We start from the raw sequence: 15822 nt of genomic DNA on the forward strand, positions 1-15822 counted from the left end.
GTTGCTGGCCGCAGTACGCCGACGAATGGTGCATTCTCGGTCGCGGATCCCCGGTTCGACCAGTCAGCACGCTGGCATGATGGGCAGGCCTACGGTGTACGCCAATGGGAGAGCCCAACGGGTGCAATCACTGGACAGCAGTCTCCTGGGCAGGGCGCATTTGCCGTGGCTGATCCGCGCCATCACGGCCCAGCCAAGCACAGCAATGTGTATCGCATCGTGCCATGGGGGAGCGCATCGCGCTGCATCATTGGAGCCCACGGCAGCGGTCAGTGTGTCGCGGACCCTCGCCCTGGCATGCAGCGAGAACGGGGAGACAGCTATCTGACCGCGGGCCATTACGGCGTCGTACCGTGGGACCGCCCCAGCGGAGCCGTATCCGCAGCCGCTGGACACGATAACGGCCGCTGGTCAGTTGCCGATCCTCGCCCCTTGGAAGGGGAGTATCTCCCCAAACCACTCGATAAAGTCGTTGCCATTATCCGATCACTTGATGGGACTTGGCACCGGCCGTTTACCACGCTGGAGCTTGCCGCGATCCAGGGCTTCATCGAGCCCGAAGAATTCCTGCTGCTCTCAGGCATGTCCGATAGCGCCTGGCGTGAACGTATTGGTAATGCCGTGCCGCCGCCGGCGGCCAAGGCGATTGCCGATGTCATGGCGCAGACACTCTTGCTCGCGTGGAGCGGCGAAACATTCGTGTTGGGCTCGACACCAATCTGGGTACGAAACCTGGCCATGGGGATGTCGGTGGATGCCCCCTCGACTTCGGTAATCGCAGGAGGTGAGTCATGACTTTCATCACCACACATTCCGGCCTTTCTGTCCACATGGCCAGTCCAACGCCTCAGATGATCGATCCCTCCGACATCGGTCGTTCCCTGAGTCGTATCTGCCGCTTTGGCGGCCATACCCGTCAGCACTACAGCGTGGCGCAGCATTGTGTGCTCGCCAGTCAATTCGTGCCGGCGGAGCATCAACTGACGGCGCTCCTGCACGATGCGACCGAAGCCTATGTCGGCGACATGGTCTCGCCCCTGAAAGCCATGATCCCCGCCTTCAAAGGTGTCGAGGAGCGCTTCTGGGCAGCCATCGCGGCGCGCTTTGGACTGCCCGGTGCAATGGATCCCTGTATTAAGAACATCGACCTGATCTTGCTGGCCACCGAGCGGCGAGACCTGCTTTGCGAAGGGGAGGCATGGGATTGCCTGGAGGGGGTGGTGCCGCTGCCTGTCCAAATCGGGTAAGCGGATTAAATGGTTGATCTTACCTTTGCATGAGAGTGAGACAGACCGGCATCTCATCGGATTATCTGGTTGATGCTTCACCTACTGCTGGTGCATGTTTCCTTCGCTAATTCCAGCAAGAACCCCACACGCCTCAACTTCCCGGTCATCGTTGCAACTCGCTCTCAGTGAAACGAGTTGTTTCTCAAGCGCTTGCAGAGCGGTTATCTGCGACCGCACATGAGAGATGTGATCATCGAGCAAGGCGTTGACGGCGGTACAAGGCTGATGAGGGTCGTCCTGATAGCTCTGTAGTTCGTGAATCTCAGCCAGTGACAGGCCCAGGATTCTGCAGCGACGGATGAAGGCCAGCCCCTCACCATGCTTCTCGGTATAGACACGGTAACCGTTGTCCTGCCGATCAGGCGGCGGCAACAAGCCCTGCTGTTCATAGAAGCGGATCGTCTGTGTTTCGACCCCTACCAACTGCGCCAACTGACCAATGCGCATCAGCCTCCTCCCCAACGGATTCTTTACTCTATTGACCTTATAGTAGCTTTATAGTTTTAAATGGTACCACAACATTGTTCAAGTGGAGTCGTATCATGAGCAAATCCTGTGGTGGCGCCTGTGGCGGTGATGCAACGTCCGCAGCGGATACCGATATACAGGCCTCCTCCGAGGCGCCAGGGAGATGGGTCAGTGTTTATGCCGTGCCGAAGATGGACTGTCCATCAGAAGAACGAATGATTCGCCTAGCCCTGAACGGCTTTGAGGAGATTCGGGCGCTGTCCTTCGACTTGTCGAACCGCCGGCTGAAGGTCGTGCATGACGGCGAGGTCGAGCCCGTCACCTCGAAACTGAAGACCTTGGGGCTAGGCGCCTCGCTTCAGGAAACCGTCGCTGCAAATCCGGAGACCATCAAGGCCGCCGAGTTTTCGGCAGCTTCTGCTAAGCAAGAATCCGGGACCCTGCGCTGGTTGCTCGGCATCAATGCACTTCTGTTCGTGGTGGAAATGACTGCCGGTCTGATCGCCCGGTCCACCGGCCTGATTGGAGAATCCCTGGACAATTTTGCCGATGCGGCGGTGTACGGGCTTGCCCTTTATGCGGTTGGACATAGCGTGAAAATGCAGGTACGTGCCGCGCATCTTGCTGGTGTACTGCAACTGATCTTGGCTGTGGGCGTGCTCGTAGAGGTGGTGAGACGCTTTGTATTCGGTAGTGAGCCTGAATCGCTGGTGATGATGGCTATCGCATTCGTCGCATTGATTGCCAATACCAGTTGTCTGCTGCTCATATCCAAACATCGGGAAGGCGGGGCGCACATGAAGGCAAGCTGGATATTCTCGGCCAACGACGTGGTGATCAACCTGGGGGTCATCACCGCCGGCGCCCTGGTCGCGTGGACCGGTTCCAATTATCCGGATCTGATTATCGGCACCATCGCGGGGGGCATTGTACTTAACGGTGCCAGACGCATTTTGGCGTTGAAGGGTTAAATAATGCTCATTATTGGCAAAAAGCTCTCGCCGTATGCCCTATTGTCCATATCGGGCCTGCTGGCAGCGTCTGATCAGGCTGTAAAGTGGCTGGTGCAGCAATCAATGGCCTATGGCGAGTATGTTTCGGTGACGGGTATCCGGATTAAGTGGTAGATGGAGCCCCCTTGCTCCTTCGAACCCTTAACTCTCCCAGAAGGTTGATAGATCGACGCCGTAGTTTTTCTCAGGCTCGGGAAGACCCATGCTGTAGGTCATGGTGGCCTTGCCCAGGAAGGGGGATTCCTTGATCTGCGGCACCTTCTTCTTGTGCTTGGTGGTGTAGAGCATCCGGGCCCGCATCACCTCGAATGAGTAGCCCCGGCCATCGCGGTTCTTGTCCTTGGCCAGCCGATTGATCGACTCCGTGAAGGCGTTGGTGATTGGGGTGTCGGTTTCGAAGTAGGCCAGCACCTCCTCGCGCCATCCGCTGACGGCGCTGACGAGATCCTTCCACACCTCTTTCTGCCCCTGTGGAATGTCGTCAATCCAGCGGGCCAGCGCCTTTTCGGCATCACGCCGGGTGGTGCTGTCCCAGATGTGGTAGAACCGCTCCTTGTGCTCGTAGGCCGCCAGGAGCTGAGGGAAGGCCCCTGTCCATGTCTCCATGATAAGCCGCTCGCGATCTGAAACGTCGTGGGCACGCTTCAGCAGGATCTTCCTATCGCCCTTGAGGGTCCGCCGCTGGTTTGGCTTCAGATCCTTCCTGAGTCCCTTACGCACCTTCTCCAGGGCTTCGTTGGCCATCCGCACCACATGGAACTTATCGACCACAATGCGAGCCTGCGGCAGTACCGCCTGGACAGCACGGCGGTAGGGTTTCCACATATCCATGCTGACGATCTCGACCTGGTGGCGCTCGGTCATGCTCATGAGGCGCCTCGTCACCGCGTCCTGCTGGCGACCGGGCAGCAGGTCCAGTAGGGTACGCTCCTCCAGGTTGGTCAGGATGCAGCGGTAGCGGCGGTTCAGGTACAGCTCGTCGATCCCCAGGCAGCGGGGTGTCTCGAAACGATGCCAGGCTGCCAGGAACTCAGCCTTCTTCTTGAATATCTCGCGGACAGTCTTCTCGTCGAGGCCCGTGGTATCAGCCACGTAGGCGTAGGGGTGATTGAAGGCTTCCTTCTCGACGTGGTTGTAAAGCCTCCGCGTCATGCGGTGATCGTCTACCATTTCCGGAAGAGCTGGCCGGAACGTCCTTCCACACGCCCGGCAGGTGTAGCGGCGACGGACCACCCAGAGGGTGACCCGCTTTCCGTGGATGGGTAGGTCGCGATAGGCCACATCGCGCTTGCCGAACCTGACAAACTCACTCTCAACGCCGCATTCCTCGCAAGCTAGAGGCTCAGGAGCTTCGACCTGGTAGTGGAGATCATGCTCTTCCATCTTGGTGCCTAGGACGTGGTACTCGGGAAGGTGAAGGATGTTGTCAGGCAAGCTAGTCATGCAAACTTTCCTTGTCGACATGGTCCATAGATGATCGCGACTCTTTGACCGCGTTGTTTTCAACGAACTGAAGGTGAGTTACTCCCTTGGGTCTTCTGCTTCTCTGAGCCCTTCATGCAATGACGCAATTAGCGGGCAAGTGATATTGCCTTGTTGTGCATGGCATCTGTCGACCATTTCGCTCAGCACCTTCTCAATTCTTTCAAGCCTGTCGATCTTCTCGCGAACGTCCCCTAACTTGTGCTCTGCGAGAGCACTGGCTTCTTGACAGTGGGCGCCATCTTCCAGCCGAAGTAGGTCACTGATCTCATCCAGACTAAAGCCCAGCTGCTGCGCCGTTTTCACGAACGTCAACCTGTCGATATCGGCGGCACTATAGCGTCGAATACCTCCGGGAGGGCGTTCGGGCTCCGATAATAGCCCTCGTCGCTGGTAATAGCGGATTGTCTCGACATTGACGCCGGCCGCCTTGGCCAGGCCGCCAATGGTCATGGTGTCCGCCACTTTATCTGCATGTCTCTTCATGATGCTTGACTCCGTACCAAGCTACGGAAGTAACCTTATCGTAGCTCCCCCCATCCCGAAAGGAGAATCGTCAATGCGGACATCTAAAACGGGGCGAGGGCCCCTGGCCGCCGGAGGAGTCGCGGCCCTCCTGGCCTCGGCGTGTTGCCTCGGCCCGCTGGTGCTGATCACGCTGGGCGTTTCCGGCGCCTGGATCAGCAATCTGGCGGCGTTGGAGCCCTATCGCCCGCTCTTTATCGGCGTCGCGCTGGTGGCGATGTTCTTCGCCTGGCGTCGCGTCTTTCGGCCAGTGGAAAAGTGCCAGCCGGGAGAGGTGTGTGCCGTGCCACGGGTCAGGACGGGCTACAAGGCGATCTTCTGGCTCGTATCGCTGCTGGTGCTAATCGCCCTGGTATTCCCCTACATCTTGCCCCTGTTCTATTAAAAGGAGATCTACCATGAAAGCTCGTTTCGCCTTCATCGCGCTACTCGCCCTGCTCAGCACGCCCGCCTTAGCGGCCCTGCAGACCGTGACGCTGTCGGTGCCGGGCATGACCTGTGCCGCCTGCCCGATCACCGTCAAGGCCGCCCTCAACAAGGTGGACGGCGTCTCGCAAGTCGACGTGAGCTACGCGGATCTCGAGGCCGTGGTCACCTTTGACGACGCCCGAACGTCGGTGGAGGCATTGACCGAGGCCACCATCAACGCTGGGTATCCATCAACCCCGACATCCTCGCAAGCGGATCGAGAGTGATCATGAAGAATCCCAAGCCCCTGCTGCGCGTGAGCGTGATCGGCACCGTCCTGGTGGCATTGTGCTGCTTTACGCCGATCCTGGTGATCCTGCTTGGCACGGTGGGCCTGGCGGGGCTGACGGGCTATCTCGACGTTGTGTTATTGCCGGCCCTGGCCTTCTTCATCGGCCTGACCATTTATGCGATTTGGCGTAAGAAGCAGTTCGACGCCTGTTGTGACAACGGCTCTATCAAATCAAGGAATACGCCCCCTGAGTGACATCAAGCAGCTGCACATCGCGGTCATCGGGTGAGTTGTTTACGAGCTTGCCCGCCACGGTGAAGGAATAAGCGTGAAAGATTCGCAGAAATTTTTAAGCGTCGTGCTTGGCACCGGGTTGATGGTGCTGTGTTGCGCCGCGCCAATCGCCCTGGTGCTATTCGGTACGGCGGGCCTGGCCGCGTTGGCAGGCTATCTCGATTACCTGCTGTTTGCCGCCCTGGCCATCGGCTTACCTCTCTACGCGCGATACCACAAGCGGAAGCAGGATGCCGGCTTTACTAATGAAGACTCGGAGAAACGTGATGATTGAACTCAACGTGAGTGGCATGACCTGTGACCGCTGTGCGGATCATGTCAGGGAAGCCCTGGAGAAGCTGCCCGGCGTGCAGTCGGTGGAGGTATCCTATCCTCAGGGGACGGCATCGGTAGCCGTTGATCCGGAGACACCGGCCTCGGCGTTGACGTTTGCCGTGACCCGACTTGGCTACCAAGCTCGACTGGCCAACAGTGGGCCCACTTCCCCGGCAGGCGCATCGGTGTCCAAGGGCCGTGATGAAGACGCCCCGCACATCGCGGTGATCGGCAGCGGCGGCGCCGCCATGGCGGCGGCCCTGAAAGCCGCCGAGCGCGGCGCCCGGATCACCCTGATCGAACGCGGCACCGTCGGCGGTACTTGTGTCAATACAGGCTGTGTGCCTTCGAAGATCATGATTCGCGCGGCCCATATTGCCCACTTGCGTACGGAAAGTCCCTTCGATGCAGGCCTGAGCGCCCAGGCGCCGGTGGTGGATCGGGCCAAGCTGCTCGAGCAGCAGCAGCGACGTGTCGAGGAACTGCGTGACGCCAAGTACGAGGGGATTCTGCGCGACCACCCGGCCATCACGGTCCTGCACGGCGAGGCCCGGTTTATCGATGCCCATAGCCTGATGGTCAAGCTGAACGAGGGCGGCGAGCAGGTCGTCCACTTCGACCGCGCCTTAATCGGTACTGGCGCCCGACCGGCAGTACCGCCGATCCCGGGTCTTGCCGACACCCCCTACCTGACCTCTACCAGTGCGCTGGCCCTGGACACCCTTCCCGAGCGGCTGATTGTGATCGGCGCCTCGGTGGTGGCCCTGGAACTGGCCCAGGCCTTCGCCCGGCTGGGCAGCCGGGTCACGGTGCTGGCCCGCAGCCGCCTGCTCTCCCAGGAAGACCCGGCGGTAGGGGATGCGGTGGAGGCGGCGTTTCGCCGCGAGAGCATCGAGGTCCTCAAGCAGACCCAGGCGAGCCGCGTGGACTACACCGACAATGAATTCATTGTCGACACCAACGCCGGCACCTTGCGGGCGGATCAACTGCTGGTGGCCACCGGACGGACACCCAATACCGAGGCCCTGAACCTGGCGAGCCTCGGCGTGGAAACCGCACGTGGGGCGATTCTGGTCGATGAGCATCTGCACACCACGGTGCCGGGGCTCTATGCCGCCGGTGACTGCACCGATCAGCCGGAGTTCGTCTATGTCGCCGCCGCCGGGGGCAGCCGGGCTGCCGTCAACATGACCGGGGGCGAAGCCACCCTGGACCTGAGCGCCATGCCGGCGGTGATCTTCACCGACCCCCAGGTGGCCACCGTCGGCCTGACGGAAGCCGAGGCCATCGAGCAAGGCTTCAGCGTCGATACCCGCGAGCTGGACCTGGAAAACGTGCCGCGTGCGCTGGTGAATTTCGACACCGGTGGTTTCATCAAGCTGGTGGCCGAACGCGACTCGGGCCGGTTGCTGGGGGTGCAGGCGGTGGCGGGGGAAGCCGGTGAGCTGATCCAGACGGCGGTGATGGCGCTACGCGCACGCATGACCGTACACGACATCGCCAATGAGCTATTTCCCTACCTGACCATGGTGGAAGGGCTCAAGCTCTGTGCCCAGACTTTCACCAAGGATGTGACGCAGTTGTCCTGCTGTGCCGGGTGAACGATATGAGCGCGACCGTGGTGCCACTGGGCGGCGGCACCACGGGTTTTGGGCATGGACACCACAGGGAGCTCTGTCACGATGAACACGACACTACCCGATTGCGGGATGATGGGGGCGATGGGCTGGATAATGCCAGTGATCGGAATTGCCCTACTATTGCTGCTGGTCCTGGGCATCGCCTGTTTGGTGAAGTATCTGCTCTCTAGCAAGTGAGCGTACTGAGCGAGCCATCAACCAGCTAATCCGTTGTGGGTTGAGTTTGTCGGCCACCTTTCTCTCTCGCATACCAACCAGATAATCCGGATACCCTCCAAATCCAGCCCTGGTCGATGGATCACGCCTACCAGCAGTGGATGGCACGCTTTGACGAACTCTTCCAGCGTCACCAGGGCAACGGTTCGGCACGGAGGATGGCGTCATGACAGTGACTACGCCCCTGATGCGCTACCACGGTGGCAAGTTTCGCTTAGCCCCCTGGATCATTGCTCACTTCCCACCGATGTCGGCATTCGATGTCTACGTCGAGCCTTATGGTGGTGCAGCCGGAGTCCTCCTGCAGAAGCCGCGCAGCTACGCCGAGGTATACAACGACCTGGACGCCGATGTCGTCAATCTGTTCGAGGTGCTGCGCAGGCCCGAGCAGCGGCAGGGTCTGATCGAGCAGATCGCGCTAACCCCCTATGCGCGTGGCGAGTTCGAGCGTGCCTGGGACGACACCCCGGATCCGGTAGAGCGCGCTCGACGGCTGCTGATCCGTGCCCATATGGGCTTCGGATCCGCCGGTGCGACCCGTGGCAATTCCGGCTTCCGTACGGATACGCGACGTGCCCATGGCACGACGCAGCATCACTGGCAGCGCTTACCCGCTGTGATCGGTGTTGTGGCCGAACGTTTGTCGGGTGTGCTGATCGAGAACCGCGACGCCATAACCGTCATTGCCCAACATGACTCACCGCGCACGCTTCATTACGTTGATCCGCCTTATCTCGAGGAGACCCGCGAGAAGGGGCATCGGCGCGTCTACACCCATGAATTGAGCGACCAGCACCATGCCGATTTGCTCGAGCGCCTTCGCCTCGCTCGGGGATACGTGATCCTCTCCGGCTACGACGCCGACCTCTATCGCGATGAGCTTCGGGATTGGCGCATGGCTCGCCGTCATGTGCAGGCGTCGGGGCAGCGTGGCTCTGGGCCGCGTACCGAGTGTCTGTGGCTCAATCCCCGCGCGGCGGAATGGGCCGGGCAGATGGAACTGGCATTTCTCAACCAGGAGGTGGCCCATGGCTAACTCACTCCCCGTTCACGGCTCGAACAAGTCCATGAAGCGACTGATGCGCTTCGCCGTGCATCACGGTTGGGACGTCGAGCGGACCCGGGGGGGCATCTGCGGTTTCTCAAGGACGGCTGCCCGCCGGTGTTCACCGGCTACTCACCCAGCGATGCCAGAGCCGAGAAGAACATGCTGGCCAGGCTTCGCCGGATCCAGAAACAGCAGGAGGGCGAAGCATGAGCGATCAACGTAACGCGGCACTGGAAGCACTCTCTCCTCGGGCGCGGGGATTGTTGGCCGATCTGATGCAACCCATGAGCACGTCCAGCAAGCCGATCTACGACTTGCCCAACTGCACGCGATATTGGTGTCGCGCACACCAGGCGTTCCCCGGCATGCGCGGTCGGTGCACATTGACCGTCGATCAGATGATCGTTCTCAACGGTGACGTGCGTGATGTCCTCGAGTACCTCGGTATCACCCCGGAATGGATTCGTCAGCAGTTGGCAGAACGGTCACCCAGTGATGTTGCAGATCCCCGAGTGGACCAGGAGCGCTCTCATGGATAGTCGTCAGATTCCTGAAAAACTCGACGTCCAATGCCTGCAGCAGGCACTGGTCCATGCCATTCGTCTGACCATGGGAAATGATACAGCCGAAACGCAATGTGCGTGGCTAACGGAAGATTGCGTCTGGGCGCTTTATCCCGCGATTTATCCGGACATCCAGCATTTCTTGCAACGTGGAACGAATGCCTTATCACAGGCCTTCCCCGATAAGCACGAGCTGTTGGAGCAACTGCTAAAAGCGGGACTGATAGCAACACCTCGAGCCACGGCCGTTCGCGAATTCTGTCGGGATCGCTGGTTCTCTCAATTGAACCTCGCTTTGGAGATCGATCCGGACCTCATTTGGAGGCCCGGAGAGACGCGTCCCGAGTTATGCCATCTCACTCATGCGATGGGTCCTTATCGGAGGCAGGTGGCAGACCTGATGGGTTTACCACCCAGTCCAGTAGATCATCCACAGCTGTGCCTGGGTACCTTGCATTCCATGCCTGAAGCGCAAGCGGATCGATTTCCCGCCCTTGTAAATCCTCGTGTAGTGCTAGCCATTTACTGGCAGCCGGAAGATCTCGCACCAGAGGCAGAAACCAGGAGTATTTCGTAATGATGGCGAAATCAATGGCATCCATGCCCACCAACGACCATCCACGTTCCAGTGCCAATGAATTACCGAGCACGGATAAGGCGAATAGTTGCCTCCATAGTCTCCTGGCTCTGGCTCTAGCCGGTGGTAGTGAGCTGGAGGGAGGATATCGTCCTTCCAGCGCCTGCAACAATTTATCGTATTTATCTACTTCGTTTGTCATGCCGGGCCTCCTGTGGCCAGTGTTGAGATGTGCTCTTGGGGAGCTTCTTCAACCTACCACGGGATGCGCCCGGCACCCTTTCCAGAACGATGCGATGGGAGGTGTCCAATGACTTCCGACCGCATCCTTCGCAAGATCGAGCGTTGCCTGGCGCTATCCCGCTCGGCCAATGAGCATGAGGCGGGCATCGCCCTACGCCAGGCCCAGCACTTGATGGTCGAACATGACATCAGCGAGATCGATGTTGCCGCGTCCTCCATCGGGCGTGCCACGGCACAATCCGAATCGGGGCGCAAACCGCCCAAGTGGCTGGACCGGCTGGCGTCCCTAGTCAACGCCGCGTTCGGCACGTTGGCAGTCTACGAGGCCAGGCCGACCTTCACGGGATGGCAGGGGTTTTATGCCTTCCTGGGAGAGGAAAGCCATGCCCGTATTGCGGCTTACGCCTTCGAGGTGCTGCAGCGCCAGCTCGTCACGGATCGGCGTGCATTTCTGTCCGGCATGAGCAAGCGTGCCAAGCGAATCACCAAGATTCGACGCTCCGATGCCTTCGCCACGGCCTGGGTATTGGGGGCCTACGAGCACATCGTGCCGGTCGAAATGGATGCCGATAGCGTTGCCGCGATCGATCACTTCAAGCAGCGCTACTACACCACGCTCAAGGAAATGAACGCCATCGATCGAGGGCACCAGGCGGCGGACCGCAAGGCCATGTCGCGGGGCTTCGAGGCCGGGCGGCAGGCACGACTGCACACGGGCGTGGCACAGGACGAACGGAGGGCTTTGTCCCATGGGTAAGATTCTCAACTTCCCCTATCGAGAGGCGACGGTGATGGGTGTCGAGCGCTACCTGGATCCCCGTGAGTGTTTGGTGCTAGGCGCGATGGACCCGTTCGCAGACTGGTCGCGCGTGCTCGACGAGTGGTTCGAGGGGCATCCCCAGGCGTGTTCGGTTCGCGACGACTCGATCCGTTCGCGACTCGCCGATACCTGGCTGGTGTTTCATATGGCCTGCGACAAGGCCAGCCAGTTTGAGATGCAGCCGCATCACAGCCTGCGCTGGACGCAGTGGCAGTATCACTCGCTCAGCGATTTCGAGTTGCTGGTGATCGTGAGTGACAACCTGTCCGACCTGCGTCGCAGCCTCACCGCGTTGTACCAACGCCATCCCCCCGAGACCCGTCAAGACTTGAATCTCTTCAGCTTGATTCAGGGCATCGATCGCCTGAATCGGCAGTTGGACCACCTGTTTACCCGTGATGTGTTCCCGTCACGGCAGCCGGAGCTTTGACCATGAGCAAGAACACAGTGACGCCCGAGGAGATTACGGCAAAGCTCAAGCAGCCGGGACCGGCACTCAATTCCAAGCCGGCGGATCGGTTGCCGGCACCCACGGTCGAAATGTCGATGACGCTGACGCTGGACCAGTTGCGGCCCTACGACCGCAACCCCCGGACTCAGCGCAATCCGGCCTATGACGACATCAAGTCGTCGATCCAGGCTGTCGGGCTCAAGCAGAAACTGACCGTCACTCAGCGCCCGGGTGATGACAAGTTCATGATCTCCGATGGCGGCAATACGCGCCTCTCCATCCTCAATGAGCTCTACCGGGAGACGGGCGACGAGCGTTATTTCCGACAGGACTGCCATTACATCCCGTGGCAGGGGGAAATCAATGTGCTCGCCGGCCACCTCGCCGAGAACGACAACCGGGGCCAACTCTCCTGGATCGAACGCGCTCGGGGCGTCTTCGAGGCCAAGCGGATGATCGAGGAGGCCGAAGGCAAGGCGGTGTCTCAGCGCATCTTGACCAGCAAGCTGCAGGAACTGGGTTACACCATCAATCAGAGTCATATCAGTCGGATGCTCTATACCATCGAGCATTTCCTGCCCACGATTCCCATGACGTTGGAAGCGGGAATGGGTAGACCCCAGGTTGAGAAGCTCACCTCATACCGCCAATTCTGCGAAGAGTGCTGGGGCCGCTGCCGGGACTTCTGGCAGCGCCATCAGGACGATCCCGGTGAGGGGCAGCCATGGTTGGACAACGTGCTCCACGGGGACTTTGCCCAGGCGTGGCACGACGAGATGTCCCACCTCGACCATGAGGGACAGACCGAGTTTGCCTGGAACCTGGTCGAGGATCGCTTGAAAGGCATGCTCCATGAGCAGACCGGGCTGCACTTCAATCCGATCGACATGTCGTGGAAGAACTGGTTCATCGTGCGCAAGCACGGCCACTCGGCCAGCGAGGAAGACAAGGCCGATATCTGGACCACCGTCGATGCCGAGCTCGAGCGTCTCCGCAATCCCCAAGCCCGCCATCTCTATCCCCCAGTGCCGGAGAAGTCCAAACCGGGCACGGCGCCGACCCCGGATGCCGGGAACGCGCCGGTGCTCCCGTCGCTGGATGCCAACGACAGTGATGACGAGTTCGGGTTTCCGAGCTTCGGCGATGGCGAGACTGATGTCCCGTCAGACGATACGCCGCCCGTATCCGATAGCCGGCCGGCGGTACCCAGTGCAGGGGGCGTCGACGAGTCGCTGGAGATCAAGAAGATGCGCGCGCGCATGGCGGAGTTGGAGAACCGCAATGCCGAATTGGAAGAGCAAGCCGCGCTGCCGCCGAGTGTGGCGGCGGAGGGGGAGGGCGACGGGAAGGACGAGGGACACGGCGGCGTGTTGGATTCCGATGGGCTGATGCGTGAGTACAACCCGAAACCGGAGCGATCGCCGGAAGAGCAGGCGACGCTGGTCGATGACCTGACGCTGGATCCGTATCACGAGTCGCCTGGACATCGCCAGCTTCGCCACATGATGGCGAGAGAGCATGGCGAAGACGCGATCGATTTCGAAGCCGCTGCCCTCAAGAGCGTGCCGCTGCAGTCGGGTGGCCCCGTGGCACCGATCACCGACTTGTGGAGCGTACCGACCTGGCGGCGTAGCCCACGGGATCTGCGCGTCCAGATTGGCGAGATGATCAAGGCACTGGGTGAGTGGGCAGACATCGAGGTCAGTGGCACGAACACCGAGGCTGCCTTGCATCTCAATGCTAACCAGGGGCTGGGCTACGAGGTGAATCCCCTGGCTGGGGAAGCCTCGGTTCGCGCTCAGCGAGTCTGGCAATTACTGGCCGGACTCCAGGGCACCTTCGATCCCCAGATGCCGGCGGAAGTCTCACTGCTGGGCGAACTGGTCGGCAGCCACGGGGAGGACACGCAAGCGTGTCTACCGGACGGCTTGTTGATCCGGGTCTGGTGGCTCATTCGACTGATGCGGGTGTTACGGGAGACGCCCGCGGACGCAGGGGAGAACGCATCATGATGACACCGCAATTCAACCATGCGCTGTTCAATCAGGCGCTGATCCTGATTCGGGAAGGCGACATGCGCCGTGCTCGAGCGCTTGGCTTCAATGATCAGGAGCTGCAACGTCTCAGCCGGTTGCAGGCCAGTCAAATTGAAGCCTTGATCCATGAGTTCCCCGCCGTGGCGCGTTTTGAACTGGATCACCAGACGTTCGATGCGGCGCTCCGGCGTATCGATCGTGACCAGGATCGGGATGTTCAGGTCGATCAATGCATCACGCTGGGGGCCAGCGTCCAGATGCTCTCCACCTTCTTTGGCATGACGCCGAACGACTGCTCGTCTCGACGGGTGCTCCTGGGCGTGCCCAGCCGACAAGGGCGCTTGCCCATGCCCGAAGAAGCCGTGGAACACGATGCCTGGAATCGATGGCAAACAATCAGTCGCGATCCTTCAAGCGTGGATGCCGTTGAAGATCTACGCGGCATGATTGTGTTGGCCGAAGAAACGGATTTGCCGCTGGCCGTGATCTGGAGCTTGATCAAGCAGTGGACCACGCCCGAGCAGGCCCGACAGGATAGTGTGCCGGCTGAGGAACATGAGGGTGTAATGCGCGCGGGAGTTGCCTGATGAAGCACTACCAGGCGCTCATCGGACGCGCCGCCTCCTCAATGACCCAGCGCCGTGGTGATGCCACGGCGTCTGACGTGGAAGGGCTCGACGGCCTGTTGTTCATGGGCAATCCCCATGAAACGGTGCCCCGAGCGCTGCTACTCGATAGTCGGCTGGGTGCCGTCGATGTTCTCGGATGGCAGGTCATCCGGCTACTGTCCAACAGCGATCGCACCACCGCCTTTCCCACCTACGACGAGCTCGAGCCGCTACTGCGATCCGGTGCCAACCGCAAGGCATCGCGTAAGACAGTGGCGCGCGTCATTGCGATTCTCCGATTGACTCGTTGGATGACGCTCGGCATGAAGGCTCGGAACACCGACAACGGTCGGATGATCGGCAACGTCTATGTGTTGCATGACGAGCCCCTGGCCGCCGGTGAATCCCTGGCGTTGGATCCTGGCTATCTGGAGTACGTCATCCAGTGCTCACACCATGGCAACCGGGCTGTGGCAGCGGTCGCCGAATGTGTCAAACAGGAGTTGGCCGACAGTGGGGTATTGGACACGCCGACTCGGCTGGCCTGGCTCGATCGGCGTGCAAGGCAGCAAATCGATACCGAGTTTCCAGAGGAAACTCTGTCCCCAGAAGCCCAGTTTCCTATGGAAACCCAGTCGGATTCACCCAGTTTCCAGCGGAAACTCAGTGAGTTTCCGAGCGAGACGTACCCCAGTTCCCAGCGGAAACTCATGCGAAATTCAATGGGTTATGACGCAGTTTCCGATGCTTCGCGCGGTACTACAGTACGGGGTAATACAAATTCTGTTTGTAATACTACGGCGCGCGAGGAACCCCAGGCGTCGCTGGTGTGGTCATGGCCACTCGAACTGTCCAGTGACCAACGCGAAGCCGTGTCGCTCATGCTGACCGGACTGCCAAACGATGTCCGGCAAGCCGTGGTCGACGAGGCTGCCGGTCGTCTCGAGGCCGGAAAGGTGAAATCTCCCATGGCGTTCTTGCACACGCTGGCCAAACGGGCGGCGAGTGGAGAGTTCCAACTGACCCAGTTTGGTCAATCCGTCGCGGACAAGCGGTGCGGTAGTGCGCCGTCCAAGCCTCGTCCCATGCAGAATCGCGTGGTGCCGTTGGAAACACCGCAACCCCTGTCCGACGAAACCGAGGCGAAGCGCCAAGCCATGCTCGAGCGATTGGGGATCCGGAGGTGATCGTGATGACTGAGAAAGACGGGGGCCAGGGTATGTCGAGAAGACTAGGGACATCGCCAGTGGTGGTTGGGTTGGCACTGGGTGAGACGTGCTTGTCATCGAGCCTGATCATTCAAACGTTGTTGGGGAGAACGCTAGGGGTCTTCATGCTCTATGGGCACGTTGCCCTGATGATGGCCTTATGGGGAGGCATCCTTGTTTGGATGGGAAGAGGGAGCCGAGTGTAGTGGTTCACTAAAACCGGACACCCATTTAGGTGGTATCGTCGCCACCAAAGTAGAGGTGATCCATGGCCAGACAACGTCGTTCCTTTTCTACTGAGTTCAAACGAGAAGTGGCCGGGCTCG

21 protein-coding genes are annotated in these 15822 nt (G+C 60.1%); 18 read left to right on the top strand and 3 right to left on the bottom strand.

Translation table 11 applies throughout. The features are described from left to right. Together F0A16_RS21370 and F0A16_RS21375 are read left to right on the top strand one after the other, a co-directional pair. A partial coding sequence (locus tag F0A16_RS21370; protein ID WP_149438057.1) for a DNA cytosine methyltransferase occupies nt 1-795 on the top strand: 795 nt, incomplete at its 5' end. Then, nucleotides 792-1247: a phosphohydrolase gene (locus tag F0A16_RS21375; protein WP_149438058.1), complete on the top strand. Its 456-nt coding sequence runs from the start codon at nt 792-794 to the stop codon at nt 1245-1247. The genes F0A16_RS21370 and F0A16_RS21375, both read left to right, overlap by 4 nt. Before the next feature lie 81 nt (nt 1248-1328). On the opposite strand, the gene cadR is transcribed toward F0A16_RS21375, so the two are convergent. After that, nucleotides 1329-1736, bottom strand: coding sequence for a Cd(II)/Pb(II)-responsive transcriptional regulator (cadR, locus tag F0A16_RS21380; RefSeq protein ID WP_004364961.1), 408 nt, complete (start codon nt 1734-1736; stop codon nt 1329-1331). 95 nt (nt 1737-1831) lie between these two features. Between cadR and F0A16_RS21385 the strand changes: the two genes are divergently transcribed. Beyond that, nucleotides 1832-2728: a cation efflux transmembrane domain-containing protein gene (locus F0A16_RS21385; protein ID WP_004364974.1), complete on the top strand. Its 897-nt coding sequence runs from the start codon at nt 1832-1834 to the stop codon at nt 2726-2728. Nucleotides 2729-2911: 183 nt separating this feature from the next. Here the strand turns inward: F0A16_RS21385 and F0A16_RS21395 are convergent, their stop codons facing one another. Both F0A16_RS21395 and merR read right to left on the bottom strand, forming a co-directional pair. Then, nucleotides 2912-4213, bottom strand: coding sequence for an ISL3 family transposase (locus F0A16_RS21395; RefSeq protein ID WP_033988338.1), 1302 nt, complete (start codon nt 4211-4213; stop codon nt 2912-2914). 78 nt (nt 4214-4291) lie between these two features. After that, nucleotides 4292-4738 carry an Hg(II)-responsive transcriptional regulator gene (merR, locus tag F0A16_RS21400; RefSeq protein WP_006911920.1) on the bottom strand — a complete coding sequence of 149 codons (447 nt, stop codon included), beginning with the start codon at nt 4736-4738 and terminating at the stop codon, nt 4292-4294. A gap of 73 nt (nt 4739-4811) precedes the next feature. Between merR and merT the strand changes: the two genes are divergently transcribed. The 15 genes from merT to F0A16_RS21470 all read left to right on the top strand — a co-directional run bounded on the left by merT (nt 4812) and on the right by F0A16_RS21470 (nt 15475). Next, nucleotides 4812-5162 (top strand): mercuric ion transporter MerT, encoded by a 351-nt coding sequence (gene merT / locus F0A16_RS21405; protein ID WP_027965778.1) that lies wholly within the window; start codon nt 4812-4814, stop codon nt 5160-5162. A gap of 13 nt (nt 5163-5175) precedes the next feature. Further along, on the top strand, nt 5176-5472 hold the full coding sequence (merP, locus tag F0A16_RS21410) for a mercury resistance system periplasmic binding protein MerP (protein ID WP_022519794.1): 297 nt from the start codon (nt 5176-5178) through the stop codon (nt 5470-5472). Between the two features lie 2 nt (nt 5473-5474). After that, nucleotides 5475-5732: a mercury resistance system transport protein MerF gene (gene merF / locus F0A16_RS21415; RefSeq protein ID WP_033988342.1), complete on the top strand. Its 258-nt coding sequence runs from the start codon at nt 5475-5477 to the stop codon at nt 5730-5732. Between the two features lie 73 nt (nt 5733-5805). Next, nucleotides 5806-6045, top strand: coding sequence for a mercury resistance system transport protein MerF (gene merF / locus F0A16_RS21420; protein WP_027965777.1), 240 nt, complete (start codon nt 5806-5808; stop codon nt 6043-6045). Beyond that, nucleotides 6038-7687 carry a mercury(II) reductase gene (gene merA / locus F0A16_RS21425; protein ID WP_082051506.1) on the top strand — a complete coding sequence of 550 codons (1650 nt, stop codon included), beginning with the start codon at nt 6038-6040 and terminating at the stop codon, nt 7685-7687. Before merF (F0A16_RS21420) ends, merA begins: the two co-directional genes overlap by 8 nt. Before the next feature lie 81 nt (nt 7688-7768). Continuing rightward, entirely contained in the window at nt 7769-7903 is a 135-nt protein-coding gene (locus tag F0A16_RS22160) for a hypothetical protein (RefSeq protein WP_008957399.1), read from the top strand. Nucleotides 7904-8108: 205 nt separating this feature from the next. Continuing rightward, complete coding sequence (locus F0A16_RS21430; protein ID WP_149438060.1) at nt 8109-8978, top strand: DNA adenine methylase; 870 nt, start codon at nt 8109-8111, stop codon at nt 8976-8978. Between the two features lie 66 nt (nt 8979-9044). Beyond that, nucleotides 9045-9200 (top strand): hypothetical protein, encoded by a 156-nt coding sequence (locus F0A16_RS21435; RefSeq protein WP_239023926.1) that lies wholly within the window; start codon nt 9045-9047, stop codon nt 9198-9200. Next, entirely contained in the window at nt 9197-9529 is a 333-nt protein-coding gene (locus F0A16_RS21440) for a hypothetical protein (RefSeq protein ID WP_149438062.1), read from the top strand. The genes F0A16_RS21435 and F0A16_RS21440 overlap by 4 nt, the downstream gene beginning before the upstream one ends. Continuing rightward, entirely contained in the window at nt 9522-10130 is a 609-nt protein-coding gene (locus F0A16_RS21445; RefSeq protein ID WP_149438064.1) for a hypothetical protein, read from the top strand. The genes F0A16_RS21440 and F0A16_RS21445 overlap by 8 nt, the downstream gene beginning before the upstream one ends. Nucleotides 10131-10440: 310 nt before the next feature. Beyond that, nucleotides 10441-11130, top strand: a complete 690-nt coding sequence (locus F0A16_RS21450; protein WP_187776108.1) for a DUF2786 domain-containing protein — start codon at nt 10441-10443, stop codon at nt 11128-11130. Then, nucleotides 11123-11623 carry a hypothetical protein gene (locus tag F0A16_RS21455; protein ID WP_149438068.1) on the top strand — a complete coding sequence of 167 codons (501 nt, stop codon included), beginning with the start codon at nt 11123-11125 and terminating at the stop codon, nt 11621-11623. The genes F0A16_RS21450 and F0A16_RS21455 overlap by 8 nt, the downstream gene beginning before the upstream one ends. 2 nt (nt 11624-11625) lie before the next feature. Continuing rightward, a complete protein-coding gene (locus F0A16_RS21460; protein ID WP_149438070.1) occupies nt 11626-13656 on the top strand; it encodes a ParB family protein in 2031 nt (676 codons plus the stop codon). Next, nucleotides 13656-14267: a DUF2857 domain-containing protein gene (locus F0A16_RS21465; protein WP_187776109.1), complete on the top strand. Its 612-nt coding sequence runs from the start codon at nt 13656-13658 to the stop codon at nt 14265-14267. The genes F0A16_RS21460 and F0A16_RS21465 overlap by 1 nt, the downstream gene beginning before the upstream one ends. Then, nucleotides 14267-15475 (top strand): STY4528 family pathogenicity island replication protein, encoded by a 1209-nt coding sequence (locus F0A16_RS21470; RefSeq protein ID WP_149438075.1) that lies wholly within the window; start codon nt 14267-14269, stop codon nt 15473-15475. Before F0A16_RS21465 ends, F0A16_RS21470 begins: the two co-directional genes overlap by 1 nt. Nucleotides 15476-15822: the final 347 nt, after the last annotated feature.

The organism is Salinicola corii, assembly GCF_008298015.1.
GTDB lineage: Bacteria > Pseudomonadota > Gammaproteobacteria > Pseudomonadales > Halomonadaceae > Salinicola > Salinicola corii.